The sequence below is a fragment of the Parazoarcus sp. PS-13 R2A genome, from assembly GCF_057621855.1.
This window is the reverse complement of the sequence record NZ_JBYEXN010000013.1, coordinates 99,983-117,101: the sequence shown is the minus strand read 5'-3', so window position 1 is coordinate 117,101 and position 17,119 is coordinate 99,983. Positions and strand designations below refer to the sequence as shown.

General features: G+C 61.4%; 15 protein-coding genes. 12 read left to right on the top strand and 3 right to left on the bottom strand.

Annotated features, from left to right (window positions below):
- Positions 1-138: 138 nt before the first annotated feature.
- Positions 139-1,278: an MFS transporter gene (locus AC22G6_RS13570; protein ID WP_108947736.1), complete on the bottom strand. Its 1,140-nt coding sequence runs from the start codon at positions 1,276-1,278 to the stop codon at positions 139-141.
- Between the two features lie 175 nt (positions 1,279-1,453).
- Here AC22G6_RS13570 and AC22G6_RS13565 point away from each other — a divergent pair, with 175 nt between their 5' ends.
- Together AC22G6_RS13565 and AC22G6_RS13560 are read left to right on the top strand one after the other, a co-directional pair.
- The gene (locus tag AC22G6_RS13565) at positions 1,454-2,413 is read left to right on the top strand and encodes a LysR family transcriptional regulator (protein ID WP_487367207.1); all 960 of its coding nucleotides are present in this window, start codon (positions 1,454-1,456) and stop codon (positions 2,411-2,413) included.
- Positions 2,410-3,156, top strand: coding sequence for a hypothetical protein (locus tag AC22G6_RS13560; RefSeq protein WP_487367206.1), 747 nt, complete (start codon positions 2,410-2,412; stop codon positions 3,154-3,156). Before AC22G6_RS13565 ends, AC22G6_RS13560 begins: the two co-directional genes overlap by 4 nt.
- Positions 3,157-3,228: 72 nt before the next feature.
- Here AC22G6_RS13560 and AC22G6_RS13555 read toward each other — a convergent pair whose 3' ends face one another.
- Positions 3,229-4,224 carry an HpcH/HpaI aldolase/citrate lyase family protein gene (locus AC22G6_RS13555; protein ID WP_487367205.1) on the bottom strand — a complete coding sequence of 332 codons (996 nt, stop codon included), beginning with the start codon at positions 4,222-4,224 and terminating at the stop codon, positions 3,229-3,231.
- A gap of 127 nt (positions 4,225-4,351) precedes the next feature.
- On the bottom strand, positions 4,352-5,344 hold the full coding sequence (locus AC22G6_RS13550; protein WP_108947740.1) for a malate dehydrogenase: 993 nt from the start codon (positions 5,342-5,344) through the stop codon (positions 4,352-4,354).
- A 222-nt stretch (positions 5,345-5,566) separates the two neighbouring features.
- Between AC22G6_RS13550 and AC22G6_RS13545 the strand changes: the two genes are divergently transcribed.
- The 10 genes from AC22G6_RS13545 (at position 5,567) to lpdA (ending at position 16,998) form a co-directional block, all read left to right on the top strand.
- Complete coding sequence (locus tag AC22G6_RS13545; protein ID WP_108947741.1) at positions 5,567-6,295, top strand: GntR family transcriptional regulator; 729 nt, start codon at positions 5,567-5,569, stop codon at positions 6,293-6,295.
- A gap of 99 nt (positions 6,296-6,394) precedes the next feature.
- Positions 6,395-6,784 carry a succinate dehydrogenase, cytochrome b556 subunit gene (sdhC, locus tag AC22G6_RS13540; protein WP_108947742.1) on the top strand — a complete coding sequence of 130 codons (390 nt, stop codon included), beginning with the start codon at positions 6,395-6,397 and terminating at the stop codon, positions 6,782-6,784.
- Entirely contained in the window at positions 6,778-7,125 is a 348-nt protein-coding gene (sdhD, locus tag AC22G6_RS13535; protein WP_487367204.1) for a succinate dehydrogenase, hydrophobic membrane anchor protein, read from the top strand. Before sdhC ends, sdhD begins: the two co-directional genes overlap by 7 nt.
- Positions 7,126-7,127: 2 nt before the next feature.
- Positions 7,128-8,921, top strand: coding sequence for a succinate dehydrogenase flavoprotein subunit (gene sdhA / locus AC22G6_RS13530; RefSeq protein ID WP_487367203.1), 1,794 nt, complete (start codon positions 7,128-7,130; stop codon positions 8,919-8,921).
- Between the two features lie 21 nt (positions 8,922-8,942).
- Entirely contained in the window at positions 8,943-9,653 is a 711-nt protein-coding gene (locus AC22G6_RS13525; protein ID WP_487367202.1) for a succinate dehydrogenase iron-sulfur subunit, read from the top strand.
- A 4-nt stretch (positions 9,654-9,657) separates the two neighbouring features.
- Positions 9,658-9,894, top strand: a complete 237-nt coding sequence (locus AC22G6_RS13520; RefSeq protein WP_108951121.1) for an FAD assembly factor SdhE — start codon at positions 9,658-9,660, stop codon at positions 9,892-9,894.
- 63 nt (positions 9,895-9,957) lie between these two features.
- On the top strand, positions 9,958-11,253 hold the full coding sequence (gene gltA / locus AC22G6_RS13515) for a citrate synthase (protein ID WP_108947746.1): 1,296 nt from the start codon (positions 9,958-9,960) through the stop codon (positions 11,251-11,253).
- Positions 11,254-11,412: 159 nt separating this feature from the next.
- Positions 11,413-14,265 (top strand): 2-oxoglutarate dehydrogenase E1 component, encoded by a 2,853-nt coding sequence (locus AC22G6_RS13510; protein ID WP_487367201.1) that lies wholly within the window; start codon positions 11,413-11,415, stop codon positions 14,263-14,265.
- A gap of 21 nt (positions 14,266-14,286) precedes the next feature.
- Positions 14,287-15,486 carry a 2-oxoglutarate dehydrogenase complex dihydrolipoyllysine-residue succinyltransferase gene (gene odhB, locus AC22G6_RS13505; protein ID WP_108947748.1) on the top strand — a complete coding sequence of 400 codons (1,200 nt, stop codon included), beginning with the start codon at positions 14,287-14,289 and terminating at the stop codon, positions 15,484-15,486.
- A gap of 87 nt (positions 15,487-15,573) precedes the next feature.
- On the top strand, positions 15,574-16,998 hold the full coding sequence (lpdA, locus tag AC22G6_RS13500; RefSeq protein WP_487367200.1) for a dihydrolipoyl dehydrogenase: 1,425 nt from the start codon (positions 15,574-15,576) through the stop codon (positions 16,996-16,998).
- Positions 16,999-17,119 lie beyond the last annotated feature (121 nt).

Sequence of the window (17,119 nt, the reverse complement as noted above, 5' to 3'; positions counted from 1 at the left end):
TTGCTCTCTGTATTCCGGCTTGAGTGCTGTGCGGGCTGTTCTGCTGCGTGCGTGTGCCCCGTTTCCGGGTCGGCAGGCGAGGGCGGTCGCGACGACTGCAGCTGCGATCGCCTCCCCTTGATGCAACAGCAGGATCTCTCAGGCGGGATCTGCTGGCAGCTTCTTCAAGCGCAGAACGATGGCGAGCAGGAGCAGCAGGCAGAGCCCGAGAACGGCTGCGATCCCGTTCCAGCGCCCGAGACTCCAGGCGAAGCCGGACAGGCTGCCGATGAGGCTGGCGCCGAGGTAGTAGAACGTAAGGTAGATGGCGGTGGCGAGTCCGCGGCGCTCCTGGCCCCGGCGGGCGACCCAGCCGCTCGAGATTGAATGGGTGGCGAAGAAGCCGAAGGTGAAGATGGCGACGCCGGCGATGAGCAGGACTAGTGCGTCGCTGAGCGTGAGCAGAAGTCCGCTGATCATGATCATCACCACGACCCACTGCACCTTGCGGCGCCCGAAACGGTCCGTGAGCTGTCCGGCAAAGGCCGATGCCCACGAACCGACAACGTAGAGCAGAAAGATTGCGCCGATTGCGGTCTGGCTGAGATTGAACGGGGCTTCGAGCAGCCTGAAGCCGAGATAGTTATACACGCCAATGAACACGCCCATCGCGAGCAGGGCGGTGAGAAACAGCCACGGCAGGCCTGCGTCGCGGCTGATGTGGCGGGCGTCGTCGATGATGCGCGAGATCGAGGCGGCGCGCGCCTGGAAGTGGCGCGAGGGTGGCAGCCGGTACCAGAACACGGCGGCGGACACGATGCCAAGCACCCCGAGCATGAGCAGCGCGATGCGCCAGCTGCCGATGTCGGTCAGCAACGCGGACAGGACTCTGCCGCTCATGCCGCCCAGCGCATTGCCTGCGATGTACAGCCCCATTGCCTTGCCCTGCGCGCGCGGCGAGACCTCTTCGCCGATGTAGGCCATGGCTGCGGCAGGCAATCCTGCAAGGCTGGCGCCGAGCAGTGCCCTCAGGATCAGCAGCTGGCTGAAGTCATTGACCGTAGCGCACGCGAGCGCAATCAGCGCAGCCAGGGCCAGCGAAACCTTCATCACCTTTTCGCGCCCGCTGCGGTCGGCGAGGACACTTGCCGGAATCAGCATCAGCGCGAGTGCGGCAGTGCCGGCGGAAACGCTGAGACTGGCGCTTGCAGGGCCGATGCCGAACTCGCTGCTGAGCAGGGGGAGCAGCGGCTGGGTGGCGTAGAGCATGGCGAAGGTCGCAAAACCGCCGACGAACATTGCCTGGTTGGCGCGCTTGAATGCTTCGGAACCGGATTCGAGTTTCTCTGTGGTTGGTGGGTGAGGCACGTCTGATCTGTCCGGTTGAGGTGTTGTTCGATGGCCGATCTTAGGTTGTGCCCACTTCGCCAGTCCAATATATTCGATCGGTCTTATTCATATACAGAAGATATCAATGGAGCTGCGGCATCTACGTTACTTCGTTGCGGTCGCCGAGGAGCTGAGCTTCACCCGGGCTGCCGAGCGTCTGCATATCGGCCAGCCGCCCTTGTCGATGCAGATTCGCGACCTGGAGGCCGAGCTCGGCGTTCTCCTGTTCGAGCGCACCCGGCGCAAGGTCATGCTGACCCAGGCCGGCGCGCGTTTCCTGGTGCGTGCCCGGAGCATTCTGTCGGCCGCAGTCGAGGCGTCGGAGGAGATGCGCAGGGTGGCGAGCGGCGAGGCGGGGGAGTTGCGAATCGGGTTTACGTCGTCCTTGCCATATACAAATACCCTGCCTGACGTGCTCTACGCCTACCGGCGCCGCTACCCCAACGTTCATCTGCAGTTGCGAGAGATGTTCTCTGCCGAGCAGTTCGATGCCATTGCCCGCGGCAGCCTCGATATCGGATTGGTCCGTACGGGGGCACCGAGCGGGCAGGGTGGTATTGCCGTGCGGGAGATCGGGCGCGACCCGTTGCGCATTGTCATCAACGCGGCGCATCCACTGGCGGGGGTGGCTGCAGTGCACTTTGCCGACCTCAGAGATGAGGATTTCATTACCTTTCCGACGGACACGGGCACCGGTTTGCCCATGATTCTGCGAGGCTTGTGCAGGGCGGCAGGCTTCGAGCCGCGGGTGGTCCAGCTTGCACGCGAGGCCACGACGCAGATCGGCCTCGTTGCGGCGGGTCTTGGTCTCGCGCTGCTGCCGGCGCCGCTGGAGTGTGTGCGCATTCCACGCGTACGCTACCTCCCTATTGCGGGTGATGGCGCCTTTTTTCCGGTGGCAGTCGCGCACCAGGACGGTGAGCCGAGCCCGTTGCTGCGCGGGTTTCTGAAGGTGCTGGATGAGGTGACAGGCGCAGCCGGCGGCGCGTTGCAGGAGTATCCTTCGTCAACGCCCCAATTTTCAACGTCCGGAGATTTGCCATGAGAACGGCTTACACCACACCCTCGGCCACGTTTGAGGCCCTTTCATCTGCATGGCTTTCGGCCTGTGCGCAGCCGTGGACTGCCTGGCAGGGCTGGTCCCAGTTGATGGGCAGTCAATGGCAGCAGTGGTTGAAAACGGTGGGGTCGGTGCCAAACGTGTGGCTGCCTGCACTGGCAGCCGAGCGCAGAGGCCAGCCACCAGCGATCGATTTCTTTCTGCCGTGGTTGCCGCGTGGCGAGAGCAGCGTGGTGCCGCTGGATGTTCACGGTGCAGAAACCGCGATGCGACTGATGATGCGGGCTGCCCTTCCGCTGTTCGGTGCTGCAGCAGGAACCAGCACGGAGGCAGAGGGCGTCAAGGTCGAACCGGTTCGCGAGAAAGGGCCGGCGCGCATGCTGGATCTCGTTGCGCGCACATCGAATGTTGTCGATGCCGAGGTGGTGAGCCCGAAGCCTGCTGCACCGGTCGAGGCACCCAAGGCAGCGTCATCGCGCACCACACGCGCAAAGCCGGCGGCTAGGAAGCCTGCTGCTGCGGCGAAGACCACGGCGGCGAAGACCACGGCAGCGAAGACCACGGCAGCGAAGACCACCGCAGCGAAGACCACCGCAGCGAAGACTGCCTCAGCCAAGCCTGCAGCGGCGAAGCCCGCGCCAGCGCCTGTGACCGCTGGCGAAGTCAAGGCCAAGGCGGCGCCGCGCCGTGTGCGCAAACCGGCCGCTCCGCCGGCAGACAAGGCTTGATGCTCGGCCTGATGTGACTGACGTAATGGCCTTGCCGCGTCGAACAGGCGCGGCAAGGCGTATTGCCCGGGACTAGAAGAAGCGCTCTGCGATTTCTTCCGAAAGCGGCATGCCGGTGCTGCGTGCGCGCTGCAGCAACTCCCAGTAGTAGCGGTAGGAGGCGCGGTCGTGCAGACGGCCGTTGTGCTGGATGGGCCCCCAGGATGCGTTCTGGGCTCCGCTCAGGATTTCTCCGGCTTCTTCCACCTCGGAAAAGTCCGGACGCATGGCTTCCACAATCGGTTGAATCTGGTTGGGGTGGATGCTCCACATGCGGAGATAGCCGAACTCCTTGCGCGCGCGCGTCGCGTCTGCACGGATGACGGCAAGGTCCTTGAGTTCAGTTGTAACGTTATGTGACGGCACAACGCCGTTCGCCAGTGCTGCGGCCGAAATTTCCGTCTTTGCGCGCACGACCAGGGGGTGTTCAAACTGCCCCGGGCTCTTCATTGCCGACCCCGGAATGGCGCCGTGGTGGCCGGAAACGAAGTCCATCAGCCCGAAGTCGATCGATTCGACGCCGTCGAGTGCTGCAATTTCCCATGCTTCGCGCAACGCGCCGTGGGTTTCGATCAGGACGTGTACCGGTAATGCATGACTCAGGCCGGCGGTCTGTTCGATGCGACGCAGTTCGGCGATCTGGGCTGCGGTATCTGCGGCCGATCGCACTTTGGGCAGGGTGATGAATGCAAGTTGCTTTCCTGCCTGCCCGACCAGAATCTCGAGGTCGCGCTGCCAGTGTGCATGGGTGATGTCGTGGATGCGCGCACCGATGCGCCCGAAGCGGTTTTCCTTGCTCATCACCAGGCTCGCGACCATCGCGGCGTGTTCGGCTTCGGCGCCGGCGCGCGCACCGTCTTCGCAGTCACCGGTGATGTCGAAGATCGGGCCGAGCTGATGCTGCAGTGTCATTGCCTTGCCGATCATCTTCTCGGATCCGGCGTAGTGATCCACTGCGGGCAGATTGGGGAAAGATTTTTCGCCGGCGAAGAGGATGTCGCGCGGGTGAGTGGTGCAGCTTGCTGTCATGAGCGTTTCCCTTGAGAACCGGGCGCAAGCATAGCAGCAGGGGGGGAAACGAAGAAGGCGCGCAACCCTGGGGTGCGCGCCTTCGAGCGATCTGCCGGACTGATGCCCGGCAGCTGATTGCGAATGCTCAGCCGAGCAGATCCTTCACGCCTTCGCGCTCTTCGAGCAGCTCGTTCAGCGTGTGGGTCATGCGCTCGCGCGAGAATGCGTCGATCTCGAGGCCCTGGACGATCTTGTACTCGCCATTCTCGGTCGTGACCGGGAAGCCGTAGATGATGCCTTCCGGGATACCGTAGGAGCCGTCGGACGGAACGCCCATGGTGACCCATTCGCCGTTCGAACCCAGCACCCAGTCGTGGATGTGGTCGATGGCTGCGTTGGCAGCCGAAGCGGCGGAGGACAGGCCACGTGCCTCGATGATGGCGGCGCCGCGCTTGCCAACGGTGGGCAGGAACACATCGCGGTTCCATGCTTCGTCGTTGATCATGCCCTTCACGTTGTCGCCATTGGAGGTGACGAAGCGATAGTCAGCGTACATAGTGGGCGAGTGGTTGCCCCACACGACCAGGCTCTTCAGGCTGGCAACGTCACGACCGGACTTGGAGGCCAGTTGCGACAGTGCGCGGTTGTGGTCCAGACGCAGCATGCCGGTGAAGTTCTTGGCCGGAACGCGACCGAACTTCTGGGCCACTTCCTTGGCGATGTATGCGTTGGTGTTGCAGGGGTTGCCGACAACCAGCACCTTGCAGTCGGGGTCGGCGTACTGGCCGATCGCTGCGCCCTGAACGGTGAAGATCTTGGCGTTTTCGGTCAGCAGGTCCTTGCGCTCCATGCCGGGGCCGCGCGGACGGGCACCCACGAGCAGGGCAACCTTGGCGTCCTTGAAGGCAACGTTGGGGTCGTCCGTGGCGATCATGCCAGCGAGCAGCGGGAATGCGCAGTCTTCGAGTTCCATCATCACGCCCTTGACCGCCTTCTGGGCCTGGGGCAGATCGAGCAGTTGCAGGATGACGGGTTGGTCCTTGCCCAGCATTTCGCCACTGGCGATGCGGAACAGCAGGCTGTAGCCGATCTGGCCGGCGGCGCCGGTGACTGCAACGCGTACGGGGGCTTTGCTCATGTGTGTACTCCCTCAAAACAAGACGGTCTGGGTGAATTGTTCGTGCTCTCGACGCAACCCCCGGTGGCGGGAATACGCATCAATGTGCGTCGCTCTGGCGGCAATTTCGAGGCGCGGAAATCTTAGGATCATCTGCCTGCGCTGTCAAATCGTGTCTTTTATCTTATATAAGACATATGATGACCCATAGACGCATGAAAAATTTTGTGCTGAAATACACGGATGGCTCAGGAATCCCCCACATTCAGCCCTCTTTACCGCCAGATCAAGACCCTGATTCTTCAGGCGCTTGAGGCGGGGGAATGGCGTCCGGGGCAGGCGATTCCCAGCGAACAGGAACTTGCCGCACGCTTCGGCGTGTCCCAGGGTACGGTGCGCAAGGCGATCGACGAGATTGCCGGCGATAACCTTCTGGTACGAAAGCAGGGCAAGGGTACCTATGTTGCCTCCCACAACGACCCGCGAGCCTTGTTCCGGTTTCTGCGACTGGTGCCCATCGATGGTGATCTGTCCCATCCGAAAAGCGTGCCGCTCGATTGCTGGCGTGCAAAGGCCGGTCAGGAAGCATCCCGCATGCTCGCGATCGAACTCGGTGCACCAATCATCATTCTGCGCCGACTGCTCAAGTTTGCGAACAAACCTGTGGTGGTTGACGAGATTTATTTGCCGGGCGAACTCTTTCAGGGCCTGAGTTTCGAAACGCTTCAGGATTGGCATGGTTCGCTCTACTCGCTGCTTGAGAGCCGTTTCGGCTCTCGCATGATCCGGGCTCAGGAGCGCATCAGGGCGGTCGCGGCCGATCGCTCCACCAGCGAAGCATTGAAAGTTGCAGAGGGTACCCCTTTGCTGTCGGTCGAACGGGTGACCTACACGTACGGCGACAAGCCGGTGGAATGGCGTCGTGGTTTGTACTCGACGGCGGAGCATTACTATCTGAATGAGCTGAATTGATGCGGTCAAACGCCGCAATGACGGGTGTTTCATCGCTATAATCTCAAGCTTTTGGGAGTCTGCGGCGGATTTTCGCCGCGCATGTTGAGGGGAGTCTTCATGTCAGAAGTGACAGTGCGCAAACAGAGGCCGAAACACTTGGCCATCAATGAAATCCGGCTGCCTTTGCCGGGTTTCGTATCGATCCTTCATCGGGTCAGCGGGGCAGGCTTGTTTCTGATGTTGCCCTTCCTGCTTTATCTGCTCGATCGCAGTCTGGGTTCGGCAGAGTCGTTTGAAGTGTTCTCGGCAGTGGTGTCGCATCCGCTTGCCAAACTGTTGCTTCTGGGTCTGCTGTGGGCCTACCTGCATCATTTCTGTGCAGGCATCCGCTTCCTCCTGCTGGATATGCACAAGGGTGTCGAGCTTCAGGCCGCCCGCAGTTCTGCACGGATTGTTCTGATTGTGAGCCTCGTGCTCACCGTGATCATCGGGGTGACACTATGGTGAAGCGTCAAGTCGTTGGCGCGCACTACGGTCTGAAGGACTGGATTGCGCAACGCGGTACCGCCGTCTTTATGGCGATCTATACCGTCATCTTTGCATTCTCTGCGCTCATGCTGCCCGAGTTGAGCTACGAAGCCTGGTCCGGGATGTTTTCGGGCGGACTGTTCAAGTTCCTGAGCTTCCTGTTCTTCCTCTCGGTGTTCTATCACGCATGGATCGGCGTTCGTGACATCTGGATGGACTATGTCAAGCCGACCGGTGCGCGTCTTGCTCTGCACCTGGTTACTCTCTTTCTGCTCGTCGGCTATGCCGGATGGGCAGCCCAGATTCTTTGGAGGCTGTAAGCGTGAACGTCGCGAAGCGTACCTTTGATGCGGTCATTGTCGGCGCCGGTGGTGCCGGTCTGCGGGCAGCCCTGCAACTTTCCGAAGCCGGCATGAAGACGGCTGTTCTGAGCAAGGTTTTCCCGACCCGCTCGCATACCGTGGCTGCACAGGGCGGTGTTGCTGCATCGCTCGGCAATTCGACCGAAGACAACTGGCACTGGCACATGTACGACACCGTCAAGGGGTCGGACTGGCTGGGTGACCAGGATGCCATCGAATTCATGTGCAAGAAGGCAAACGAGGTCGTGATCGAGCTCGAGCACTACGGCATGCCTTTCGACCGTACCGACAACGGCAAGATCTATCAGCGTCCGTTCGGCGGCCACTCGATGAACTACGGCCAGGCGCCGGTGATGCGCTCCTGTGCTGCTGCCGACCGTACCGGTCATGCCATGCTGCATGCGCTGTATCAGCGCAACGTGCGTGCCAACACCCAGTTCTTCGTCGAATGGATGGCGCTCGACCTGATCCGCAACGAGAACGGCGACGTGCTCGGCGTGACGGCGATGGAGATGGAAACCGGCGAAGTCACGATTTTCCACGCCAAGGCGACGATTTTCGCCACGGGCGGCGCCGGTCGTATCTACCACTCTTCGACCAATGCCTTCATCAACACCGGTGACGGTGTCGGTATGGCGGCGCGTGCCGGCATTCCGCTCGAAGACATGGAGTTCTGGCAGTTCCACCCGACCGGCGTGGCCGGTGCGGGCGTGCTGATCACCGAAGGTGTGCGTGGCGAAGGCGGCATTCTGCGTAATGCTTCCGGCGAGCGCTTCATGGAGCGCTATGCGCCCAACCTGAAGGATCTGGCTTCGCGTGACGTGGTTTCGCGTGCGATGACCACCGAGATCAACGAAGGTCGCGGCTGCGGTCCGGACAAGGACCACGTCCTGCTCGACATCACCCACCTGGCACCCGAGAACATCATGAAGCGCCTGCCGGGCATTCGTGAGATCGCGATCCAGTTCGCCGGTGTTGACCCGATCAAGGCGCCGATTCCTGTCGTGCCGACCTGCCACTACCAGATGGGCGGTATTCCGACCAACTACAAGGGTCAGGTCGTGGTGCCGAAGGATGGCAATCCCAACACGCCGATCGTCGGTTTCTACGCCGCTGGCGAATGTGCCTGTGCTTCGGTGCACGGTGCAAACCGACTGGGTACCAACTCGCTGCTCGACCTTCTGGTCTTCGGCAAGTCGGCCGGCGAGACCGTGGTCGAGGACTTCCAGTCCGGCAACCTCAGCCTCAAGCCGCTGCCTGCGGATGCCGCTGACGTCTCGCTTGCCCGTCTGGCCCGTCTGGAAAACCAGACCGGTGGCGAGAGCGTGTTCGACGTCGGTCTGGAAATGCGCCGTACCATGCAGAAGCATGCCGGTGTGTTCCGCTTCGACAACCTGCTCAAGGAAGGCGTGACGAAGATGGCCGAAGTGGCGGAGCGCGCCAAGCGGACCGAAATCGCGGACAAGTCCAAGGTGTGGAACATCGCCCGCATGGAAGCGCTCGAACTCGACAACCTGATCGAAGTCGCCCGCGCAACCATCGTTTCGGCCGAGGCACGCAAGGAATCCCGCGGTGCGCACGTCCGTGACGATGCCCCGGACACGGCTGAGAACCCCAACGGTCGTGACGACGAGAACTGGCTGAAGCACACGCTGTGGTACAGCGAAGGCAACCGTCTCGACTACAAGCCGGTCAACCTCAAGCCGATGTCGGACGACGTCAAGGCGATTGCGCTTGCCAAGCGTACCTACTAACGGCTCGGGAGAATATTCGATATGAGCAAACGTAGCGTTTCATTCAAGATCTATCGTTACGACCCGGATCGTGACGAAAAGCCCTACATGCAGGACATCACCGTAGAGCTCGAGCCGTCCGACAAGAAGCTGCTCGACGCGCTGGTGCGCCTGCGTGCGAAGGACGATTCGATGTCGTTCCGTCGTTCCTGCCGCGAAGGCGTGTGCGGTTCCGACGCAATGAACATCAACGGCAAGAACGGTCTGGCCTGCCTGACCGACGTCGACAGCCTGGCCCAGCCGATCACGCTGCGTCCGCTGCCGGGTCTGCCGGTGATCCGCGATCTGATCGTGGACATGACCCAGTTCTTCAAGCAGTACCACTCGATCAAGCCCTATCTGGTCAACAACGAGCCGACGCCGGAGCGCGAGCGCCTGCAGACGCCGGAAGAGCGTGAAGAGCTCAATGGCCTGTACGAGTGCATTCTGTGTGCGTGCTGTTCGACCTCGTGTCCGTCGTTCTGGTGGAACCCGGACAAGTTCGTTGGTCCGGCCGGCCTGCTGGCTGCCTACCGCTTCCTGGCAGACACGCGGGATCAGGACGCCAATGCGCGACTCGACAACCTGGAAGATCCGTACCGGTTGTTCCGTTGCCACAGCATCATGAACTGCGTTGACGTATGTCCGAAGAATCTGAACCCGACGAAGGCAATCGGCAAGATCAAGGACATGATGGTTCGCCGTGCGATCTGATGCGCTGACCATCAACAGGGGGCGTGTGCGCTGGCAGTGCCGCAGGGCACTGCTGGAGCTGGACCTTGTGTTCACGCGCTTCCTGGAGCGGGATTTTGATCAGCTCTCGGATGATCAGTTGGCCGATCTTGAAGATCTGTTGCGTGCCGACGACTATGATATCTGGGGGATGGTCAACGGTAGCAAGCCATGCGAGGTGGAACGCTGGAAAGAGATGATCGGACTGCTCAGTCAGCGATGACGGGCCCGGTCGGGGATGAATGAGGGAGTTGGAAGTTAAACGGGCAAGGAAAAGGGACGAATTATGAGCACTGAACGCACTGCAACCCTAACCGTCGATGGCAAGACCGTCGATTTTTCGGTGATGACCGGGACCCATGGTCAGGATGTCATCGACATTCGCACGCTGGGCGCAAAAACCGGCCTCTTTACCTATGACTCCGGTTTTCTCTCCACCGCGAGCTGCAAGTCCAAGATCACCTTCATCGACGGTGACAAGGGCGAACTGCTGTACCGCGGTTACCCGATCGAGCAACTGGCTGACGAGTGCAACTTCCTCGAAGTAGCCTATCTGCTCAAGAACGGTGAGCTTCCGAACGCCGCGCAGAAGACCGAGTTCGAAACCACGATCAAGAACCACACCATGGTTCACGATCAGCTGACCCGCTTCTTCAACGGCTTCCGCCGTGACGCCCACCCGATGGCCATCATGGTCGGCGTGGTTGGCGCGCTGTCTGCGTTCTACCACGACGCGATGGACTTCTCGGACGTCGAGCACCGCAACGTGTCGATCAACCGCCTGATCGCCAAGCTGCCGACCATCGTCGCCATGGCTTACAAGTACAACACCGGGCAGCCGTTCATGTACCCGCGTAACGACCTCAGCTACACGGCGAACTTCATGCACATGATGTTCGGTACTCCGTGCGAAGAGTACAAGCCGAACCCGGTGCTGGTGCGTGCGCTCGACGTGATCTTCACGCTGCACGCCGATCACGAGCAGAACGCTTCGACGTCGACCGTGCGTCTGGCCGGCTCTTCCGGTGCCAACCCGTTTGCCTGCATCTCGGCCGGTATCGCCTGCCTGTGGGGCCCGGCACATGGCGGTGCAAACGAAGCCTGCCTCAACATGCTGGAAGAAATCGGCGACGTCTCGCGTGTTGATGAGTACATCGCACGCGCCAAGGACAAGAACGACAGCTTCAAGCTGATGGGCTTCGGTCACCGTGTGTACAAGAACTTCGACCCGCGCGCCACGCTGATGCGCAAGGTGTGCAACGAAGTGCTGAAGGAACTCGGTCTCGAGAACGACCGCCTGTTCAAGCTGGCCATGCAGCTCGAGAAGATCGCGCTGGAAGATCCGTACTTCGTCGAGAAGAAGCTCTACCCGAACGTGGACTTCTACTCCGGCATCGTGCAGAAGGCACTGGGCATCCCGACCTCCATGTTCACCTGCATCTTCGCGCTTGCGCGCACGGTGGGCTGGATCACCCAGTGGGAAGAAATGATCACCGACCCGGAGTACAAGATCGGCCGTCCTCGCCAGCTGTATGTTGGCGCGGCACGCCGCGACGTAACGCCGATCGGTCAGCGTCCGTAAGAGACGATGGAGAGGGGAGGGAGACGGGATCGGCGCTAGCCGCTACGGGATGGTCGCTTCGCTTGCGGCCGTCCCGTTTTTTCATCGTGCGGCACTTACGGTCTGGTTCACCCAAATTTCAGAAAGCAGGGTCTCAGAACACAACAGGTGGCTTTCATCATGAAGCAGCTTCAAAACACATCTCATTTGTTCGGCTCAAACGCGCCGTTCATTGAAGAACTCTACGAGAATTATCTGGCTGATCCGGCGTCCGTGTCGGACGCCTGGCGCGACTACTTCGACAAGCTCCAGGCGCAGGCCGGTGCCGCTGTGCGCGATGTCGCCCACGGACCGATCATTGCTGCGTTCGAGCAGATGGCCAAGCGTGGCCCCGTGCGCACGGTCATGTCGGAAGGTGGCGAGGACAAGCTGCAGGTGGCAGTGCTGCAGCTGATCAATGCCTATCGCTTCCTCGGCAACCGCTGGGCGAACCTCGATCCGCTCAAGCGCACCGAGCGTCCGCAGATTGCAGAGCTGGAGCCGTCGTATTACGGCTTCACCGAAGCGGATCTGTCGCGCAGCTTCAACGTCGGCTCCTTCCACGGCTTCTCGACCGAGCGCGCCACGCTGCGCGAGATCCTCGAAGCCGTGCGCCAGACGTATTGCGGCTCGATCGGCTCCGAGTACATGTACATCACGGACATCGCCCAGAAGCGCTGGATCCAGAGCCGTCTGGAAAGCGTGCGCGGCACGCCGAAGTTCTCCGCCGACATGAAGCGCCGCATCCTCGAGCGCACCACTGCGGCCGAGACGCTCGAGCGTTATCTGCATACCAAGTACGTCGGCCAGAAGCGCTTCTCGCTCGAAGGTGGTGAATCCACCATCGTCGCGATGGACGAACTGATCCGCGTTGCCGGCAGCCTTGGCGTTGCCGAGACCGTGATCGGCATGGCTCACCGCGGTCGTCTGAACGTGCTGGTCAACACCCTGGGCAAGTCGCCGTCGATGCTGTTCTCGGAATTCGAGGGCAAGGCCGCTTCGGACCTGACCGCGGGTGACGTGAAGTACCACATGGGTTTCTCGAGCGACGTCATGACGCCGGGCGGCCCGATGCACCTGACGCTGGCCTTCAACCCGTCCCACCTAGAGATCATCAACCCGGTAGTGGCGGGTTCGGTCTATGCACGCCAGGTGCGCCGCAAGGACAAGGAAAAGAACCAGGTGCTGGCCGTGCTGGTGCATGGCGACTCCGCCGTTGCCGGCCAGGGTGTCAACCAGGAGATGCTGAACTTCTCCCAGACCCGCGGTTATGGCACGGGCGGTACGGTTCACCTGGTGGTGAACAACCAGATCGGCTTCACCACGTCCGATCCGCGCGACTACCGTTCTTCGCTGTACTGCACCGACATCTTCAAGATGGTCGAAGCACCGATTTTCCACGTCAATGGTGACGATCCGGAGGCCGTGTCCTTCGTGACCGCGCTGGCGCTTGAGTTCCGTCAGGAGTTCAAGAAGGACGTGGTCATCGACATCGTCTGCTACCGCAAGCTCGGCCACAATGAGCAGGACGAGCCGATGGTCACCCAGCCGCTGATGTATCGCAAGATTCAGCAGCACCCGGGCACGCGCAAGATCTACGCCGATCGCCTGGTTGCCGAAGGCACGCTGGCGGCTGACGAACCGGAGAAGATGATCGCCGAGTACCGCGAACATCTGGACAAGGGCGAGCTGCTCTACAACCCGGTGCTGTCCGGTCACAACCGTCAGTTCTCGGTGGATTGGAGTCCCTATCTCAAGAAGCCGTACACCGACGAAGCGGTCACGTCGATTCCGGTGCAGGAAGTCAAGCGCCTGTCCGAGCGCCTGACGGCGATTCCGGATAATTTCACCCTGCAGTCGCGTGTCAAGAAGATCATCCAGGATCGCGCAGCGATGGGCCGCGGCGAGCTGCCGCTGGACTGGGGCATGGGCGAGAACCTCGCCTACGCCAGTCTGCTGGCGCAGGGCTTCGCCGTTCGCATCTCGGGTGAAGACGTCGGTCGCAGCACCTTCTTCCACCGCCATGCGGTGCTCCACGACCAGCTGCGCGAGCGCTGGGACGAAGGCACTTACATGCCGCTGGCCCACATCCAGGAAGGCCAGGCCGGCTTCCAGTGTTTCGACTCCGTGCTGTCCGAAGAGGCGGTGCTCGGTTTCGAATATGGCTACTCCACTGCCGAGCCCAACGAACTCGTGGTCTGGGAAGCGCAGTTCGGCGACTTCGTGAACGGTGCACAGGTCGTGATCGACCAGTTCATCAGTTCCGGTGAGGCCAAGTGGGGGCGTCTGAGCGGTCTGGTGATGATGCTGCCGCACGGCTACGAGGGTCAGGGTCCGGAGCACTCCTCTGCACGTCCCGAGCGCTTCATGAACATGGCTGCCGAGAACAACTGGCAGGTCTGCGTTCCGACCACGCCGGCTCAGATCTTCCACCTGCTGCGTCGTCAGATGATTCGCAAGCTGCGCAAGCCGCTGATCATCATCACGCCGAAATCGCTGCTGCGTCACAAGGAAGCGATCTCGTCGATGGAAGAGCTCGCCAACGGCCACTTCCAGACCGTGATTCCCGAAGTCGAGAAGCTCGAGCCGAAGAAGGTGAAGCGCGTGGTGATCTGCCAGGGCAAGATCTACTACGAGCTGCTTGCCTACCGTCGCGAACACAACATCACCGATACCGCACTGGTGCGTCTGGAGCAGCTGTATCCGTTCCCGGCCGAAGAGTTCGGCAAGGCGATCAACCAGTTCCCGAGCGCCAAGGAAGTGGTGTGGGTTCAGGAAGAGCCGCGTAACCAGGGTGCATGGTACTGGCTGGCCTCGCGTCAGCACCTGGTCAACGTGCTCGGCACCAAGCGCAAGCTGCTGCTCGTCAGCCGTCCGGCCGCCGCGTCGCCTGCAGTGGGGTACTACGCCAAACACAACCAGCAACAGAAAGAAGTGATTGAGAACGCCTTTGGTCCGATCCAGGACGCCACGCCTCAGTCGCCCAACGTATAAGCACAAAGGGGAGAAAACCACATGCTGATCGAAGTCAAAGTACCGCAACTGTCCGAGTCCGTTTCTGAAGCCACGCTGGTGACCTGGCACAAGAAGGAAGGCGAAGCGGTTTCACGCGACGAAAACCTGATCGACATCGAGACCGACAAGGTCGTGCTCGAAACGCCGGCGCCCGCTGATGGCGTGCTGGTCAAGATCATCAAGGGTGACGGTGATACCGTTGCTTCTGGTGACCTGATTGCCCAGATCGACACCGAAGCCAAGGCTTCAGCCGGTGCTGCGCCTGCCGCGGCAGCCGCCCCGGTTCAGCCGGTTACGCCGCCGCCCGCCGCTGCGACCTCGAGCGCTGCCGGTGCTGCAAGCCCGGCCGCACGCAAGATCCTCGATGAGAAGGGCGTGTCTGCTGCAGACGTGTCCGGTACCGGTCGCGGTGGTCGTGTGACCAAGGAAGACGCCGTTGGTGCGCAGCCCAAGGCCGCCGCAGCGGCTGCAGTTGCCCCGGCTGTCGTGGCGACTGGCGACCGTGCCGAAGAGCGCGTGCCGATGACGCGTCTGCGTGCCCGTATCGCTGAGCGCCTGCTGCAGTCGAAGAACGAAAATGCCATCCTGACCACGTTCAACGAAGTGAACATGGCGCCGGTGATGGCCCTGCGCAAGCAGTACGGCGAGAAGTTCGAGAAGGCGCACGGCGTGCGTCTGGGCTTCATGGGCTTCTTCGTCAAGGCCGCAGTGGCCGCACTGAAGAAGTACCCGATCCTGAACGCTTCGGTTGATGGTAACGACATCGTCTACCACGGCTACATCGACATCGGTATCGCTGTCGGTTCGCCGCGTGGCCTGGTCGTGCCGATCCTGCGCAACGTCGAGTCGATGTCGATCGCCGACATCGAGAAGAAGATTGCCGAGTTCGGCCAGAAGGCCAAGGACGGCAAGCTTTCGCTCGAGGAGCTGACCGGCGGCACGTTCTCGATCTCCAACGGTGGCGTGTTCGGTTCGATGATGTCGACCCCGATCATCAACCCGCCGCAGTCCGCCATTCTCGGCATCCACGCCACCAAGGATCGTGCCGTGGTCGAGAACGGTCAGGTTGTGGTGCGTCCGATCAACTACCTGGCCATGTCCTACGACCACCGCATCATCGACGGTCGCGAGGCCGTGCTGGGTCTGGTGGCGATGAAGGAAGCGATGGAAGATCCGGCTCGCCTGATCCTCGACGTATAACAACAACACGCTTCAGGGGCACATTCGAACCGGCCGTTTTCGCCGTGAGCGGGTGTGCCCCTTTTCGATTCTGCAAGGGAGATTTTCATGGCACATGAATACGATGTACTCGTCATCGGCGGTGGTCCCGGCGGTTACGTAGCGGCCATCCGCGCTGCTCAACTGGGTTTCAAGACCGCCTGCTGCGAGTCGAACCCCTATGCCGACCCCAAGGGTGAGCCGCGTCTTGGCGGTACCTGCCTGAACGTGGGCTGCATCCCCTCGAAGGCATTGCTGCACACCTCGCACCTGTTCGAAGAAGCCGGCCACAGCTTTGAGGCGCAGGGCATCAACGTCGGTACCCCAAAGATTGACGTCACCAAAATGGTTGCCCGCAAGAGCACCATCGTCGATCAGCTCACCGGCGGCATCAAGGGCCTGTTCAAGAAGAACAAGGTCACCCTGATCAACGGCCACGGTTCCTTCATCGGCAAGTCCGATGCGGGCTGGCAGGTCAAGGTGGGTGAAGAGCTTGTCGTGGCCAAGCAGGTCATCATCGCCACCGGTTCGTCGGCGCGTCACCTGCCGGGCATTCCGGTCGATAACAAGATCGTCTGCGACAACGTCGGCGCGCTTGATATCGAGGCGGTGCCGAAGAAGCTTGCAGTCATCGGCGCCGGCGTGATCGGCCTCGAAATGGGCTCGGTGTGGCGTCGTGTGGGTGCCGAAGTGACGGTGCTGGAAGCCATGCCCGACTTTCTTGCCGCAGCCGACCAGGATGTCGCCAAGGAAGCGCTCAAGGTCTTCACCAAGCAGGGCCTGAAGTTCAACTTCGGCGTCCAGATCGGTGAGGTCAAGGTTGGCAAGAAGGGCGTCGTCATTTCCTACAAGGACAAGGACGGCGCGGATCAGAAGCTCGAAGCCGATCGTCTGATCGTGTCAGTGGGTCGTGTGCCCAATACCGACGGCCTCAACGCCGAAGCGGTAGAGCTGAAGATCACCGAGCGTGGCATGATCGAAGTCGACGACCACTGCCGTACTAACCTGCCGGGCGTATGGGCGGTTGGCGACGTGGTGCGCGGCCCGATGCTGGCTCACAAGGCAATGGAAGAAGGCGTGATGGTCGCCGAACTGATGGCGGGTCAGGCCGGACACTGCAACTTCGACACCGTGCCCTGGGTCATCTACACCAGCCCGGAGATTGCCTGGGTCGGCAAGACCGAACAGCAACTCAAGGCTGCCGGTGTCGGTTACAAGGTCGGCAAGATCCCGTTCCTCGCCAACGGCCGCGCGCTTGGCATGGGCGAGCCCACGGGCTTCGTCAAGATGCTGGCCGATGCCAACACCGACCGCATCCTCGGCGTGCATATCATCGGTGCCGGCGCTTCGGAGCTGATCTCCGAGGCCGTGGTGGCGATGGAGTTTGCCGGTTGCTCCGAAGATCTGGCGCGTATCTGCCACGCTCACCCGACGATGTCGGAAGTGGTGCACGAAGCAGCGCTCGCCTGCGACAAGCGCCCGCTGCACTTCTAAGCGTTCGCTTAAGCAAGCAGGGGGTGGGAAACAGGGGCGCTGTCCCTGTTTTTCACCCCTTGTGCTTTTTTACCCATGCACTCCGCTTCGCGGGCTGCATGATTGTGCTCATCATTCGTCA

Excerpts from the sequence above, each read along its gene's own strand:
- sdhD (WP_487367204.1), top strand. The coding sequence starts at position 6,778 with ATGGTGAAGCGTCAAGTCGTTGGCGCGCACTACGGTCTGAAGGACTGG.
- AC22G6_RS13560 (WP_487367206.1), top strand. The coding sequence starts at position 2,410 with ATGAGAACGGCTTACACCACACCCTCGGCCACGTTTGAGGCCCTTTCA.
- AC22G6_RS13545 (WP_108947741.1), top strand. The coding sequence starts at position 5,567 with ATGGCTCAGGAATCCCCCACATTCAGCCCTCTTTACCGCCAGATCAAG.
- lpdA (WP_487367200.1), top strand. The coding sequence starts at position 15,574 with ATGGCACATGAATACGATGTACTCGTCATCGGCGGTGGTCCCGGCGGT.
- AC22G6_RS13525 (WP_487367202.1), top strand. The coding sequence starts at position 8,943 with ATGAGCAAACGTAGCGTTTCATTCAAGATCTATCGTTACGACCCGGAT.
- AC22G6_RS13510 (WP_487367201.1), top strand. The coding sequence starts at position 11,413 with ATGAAGCAGCTTCAAAACACATCTCATTTGTTCGGCTCAAACGCGCCG.
- AC22G6_RS13565 (WP_487367207.1), top strand. The coding sequence starts at position 1,454 with ATGGAGCTGCGGCATCTACGTTACTTCGTTGCGGTCGCCGAGGAGCTG.
- sdhC (WP_108947742.1), top strand. The coding sequence starts at position 6,395 with ATGTCAGAAGTGACAGTGCGCAAACAGAGGCCGAAACACTTGGCCATC.
- odhB (WP_108947748.1), top strand. The coding sequence starts at position 14,287 with ATGCTGATCGAAGTCAAAGTACCGCAACTGTCCGAGTCCGTTTCTGAA.
- AC22G6_RS13570 (WP_108947736.1), bottom strand. The coding sequence starts at position 1,278 with ATGTTCGTCGGCGGTTTTGCGACCTTCGCCATGCTCTACGCCACCCAG.
- gltA (WP_108947746.1), top strand. The coding sequence starts at position 9,958 with ATGAGCACTGAACGCACTGCAACCCTAACCGTCGATGGCAAGACCGTC.
- AC22G6_RS13550 (WP_108947740.1), bottom strand. The coding sequence starts at position 5,344 with ATGAGCAAAGCCCCCGTACGCGTTGCAGTCACCGGCGCCGCCGGCCAG.
- AC22G6_RS13555 (WP_487367205.1), bottom strand. The coding sequence starts at position 4,224 with ATGACAGCAAGCTGCACCACTCACCCGCGCGACATCCTCTTCGCCGGC.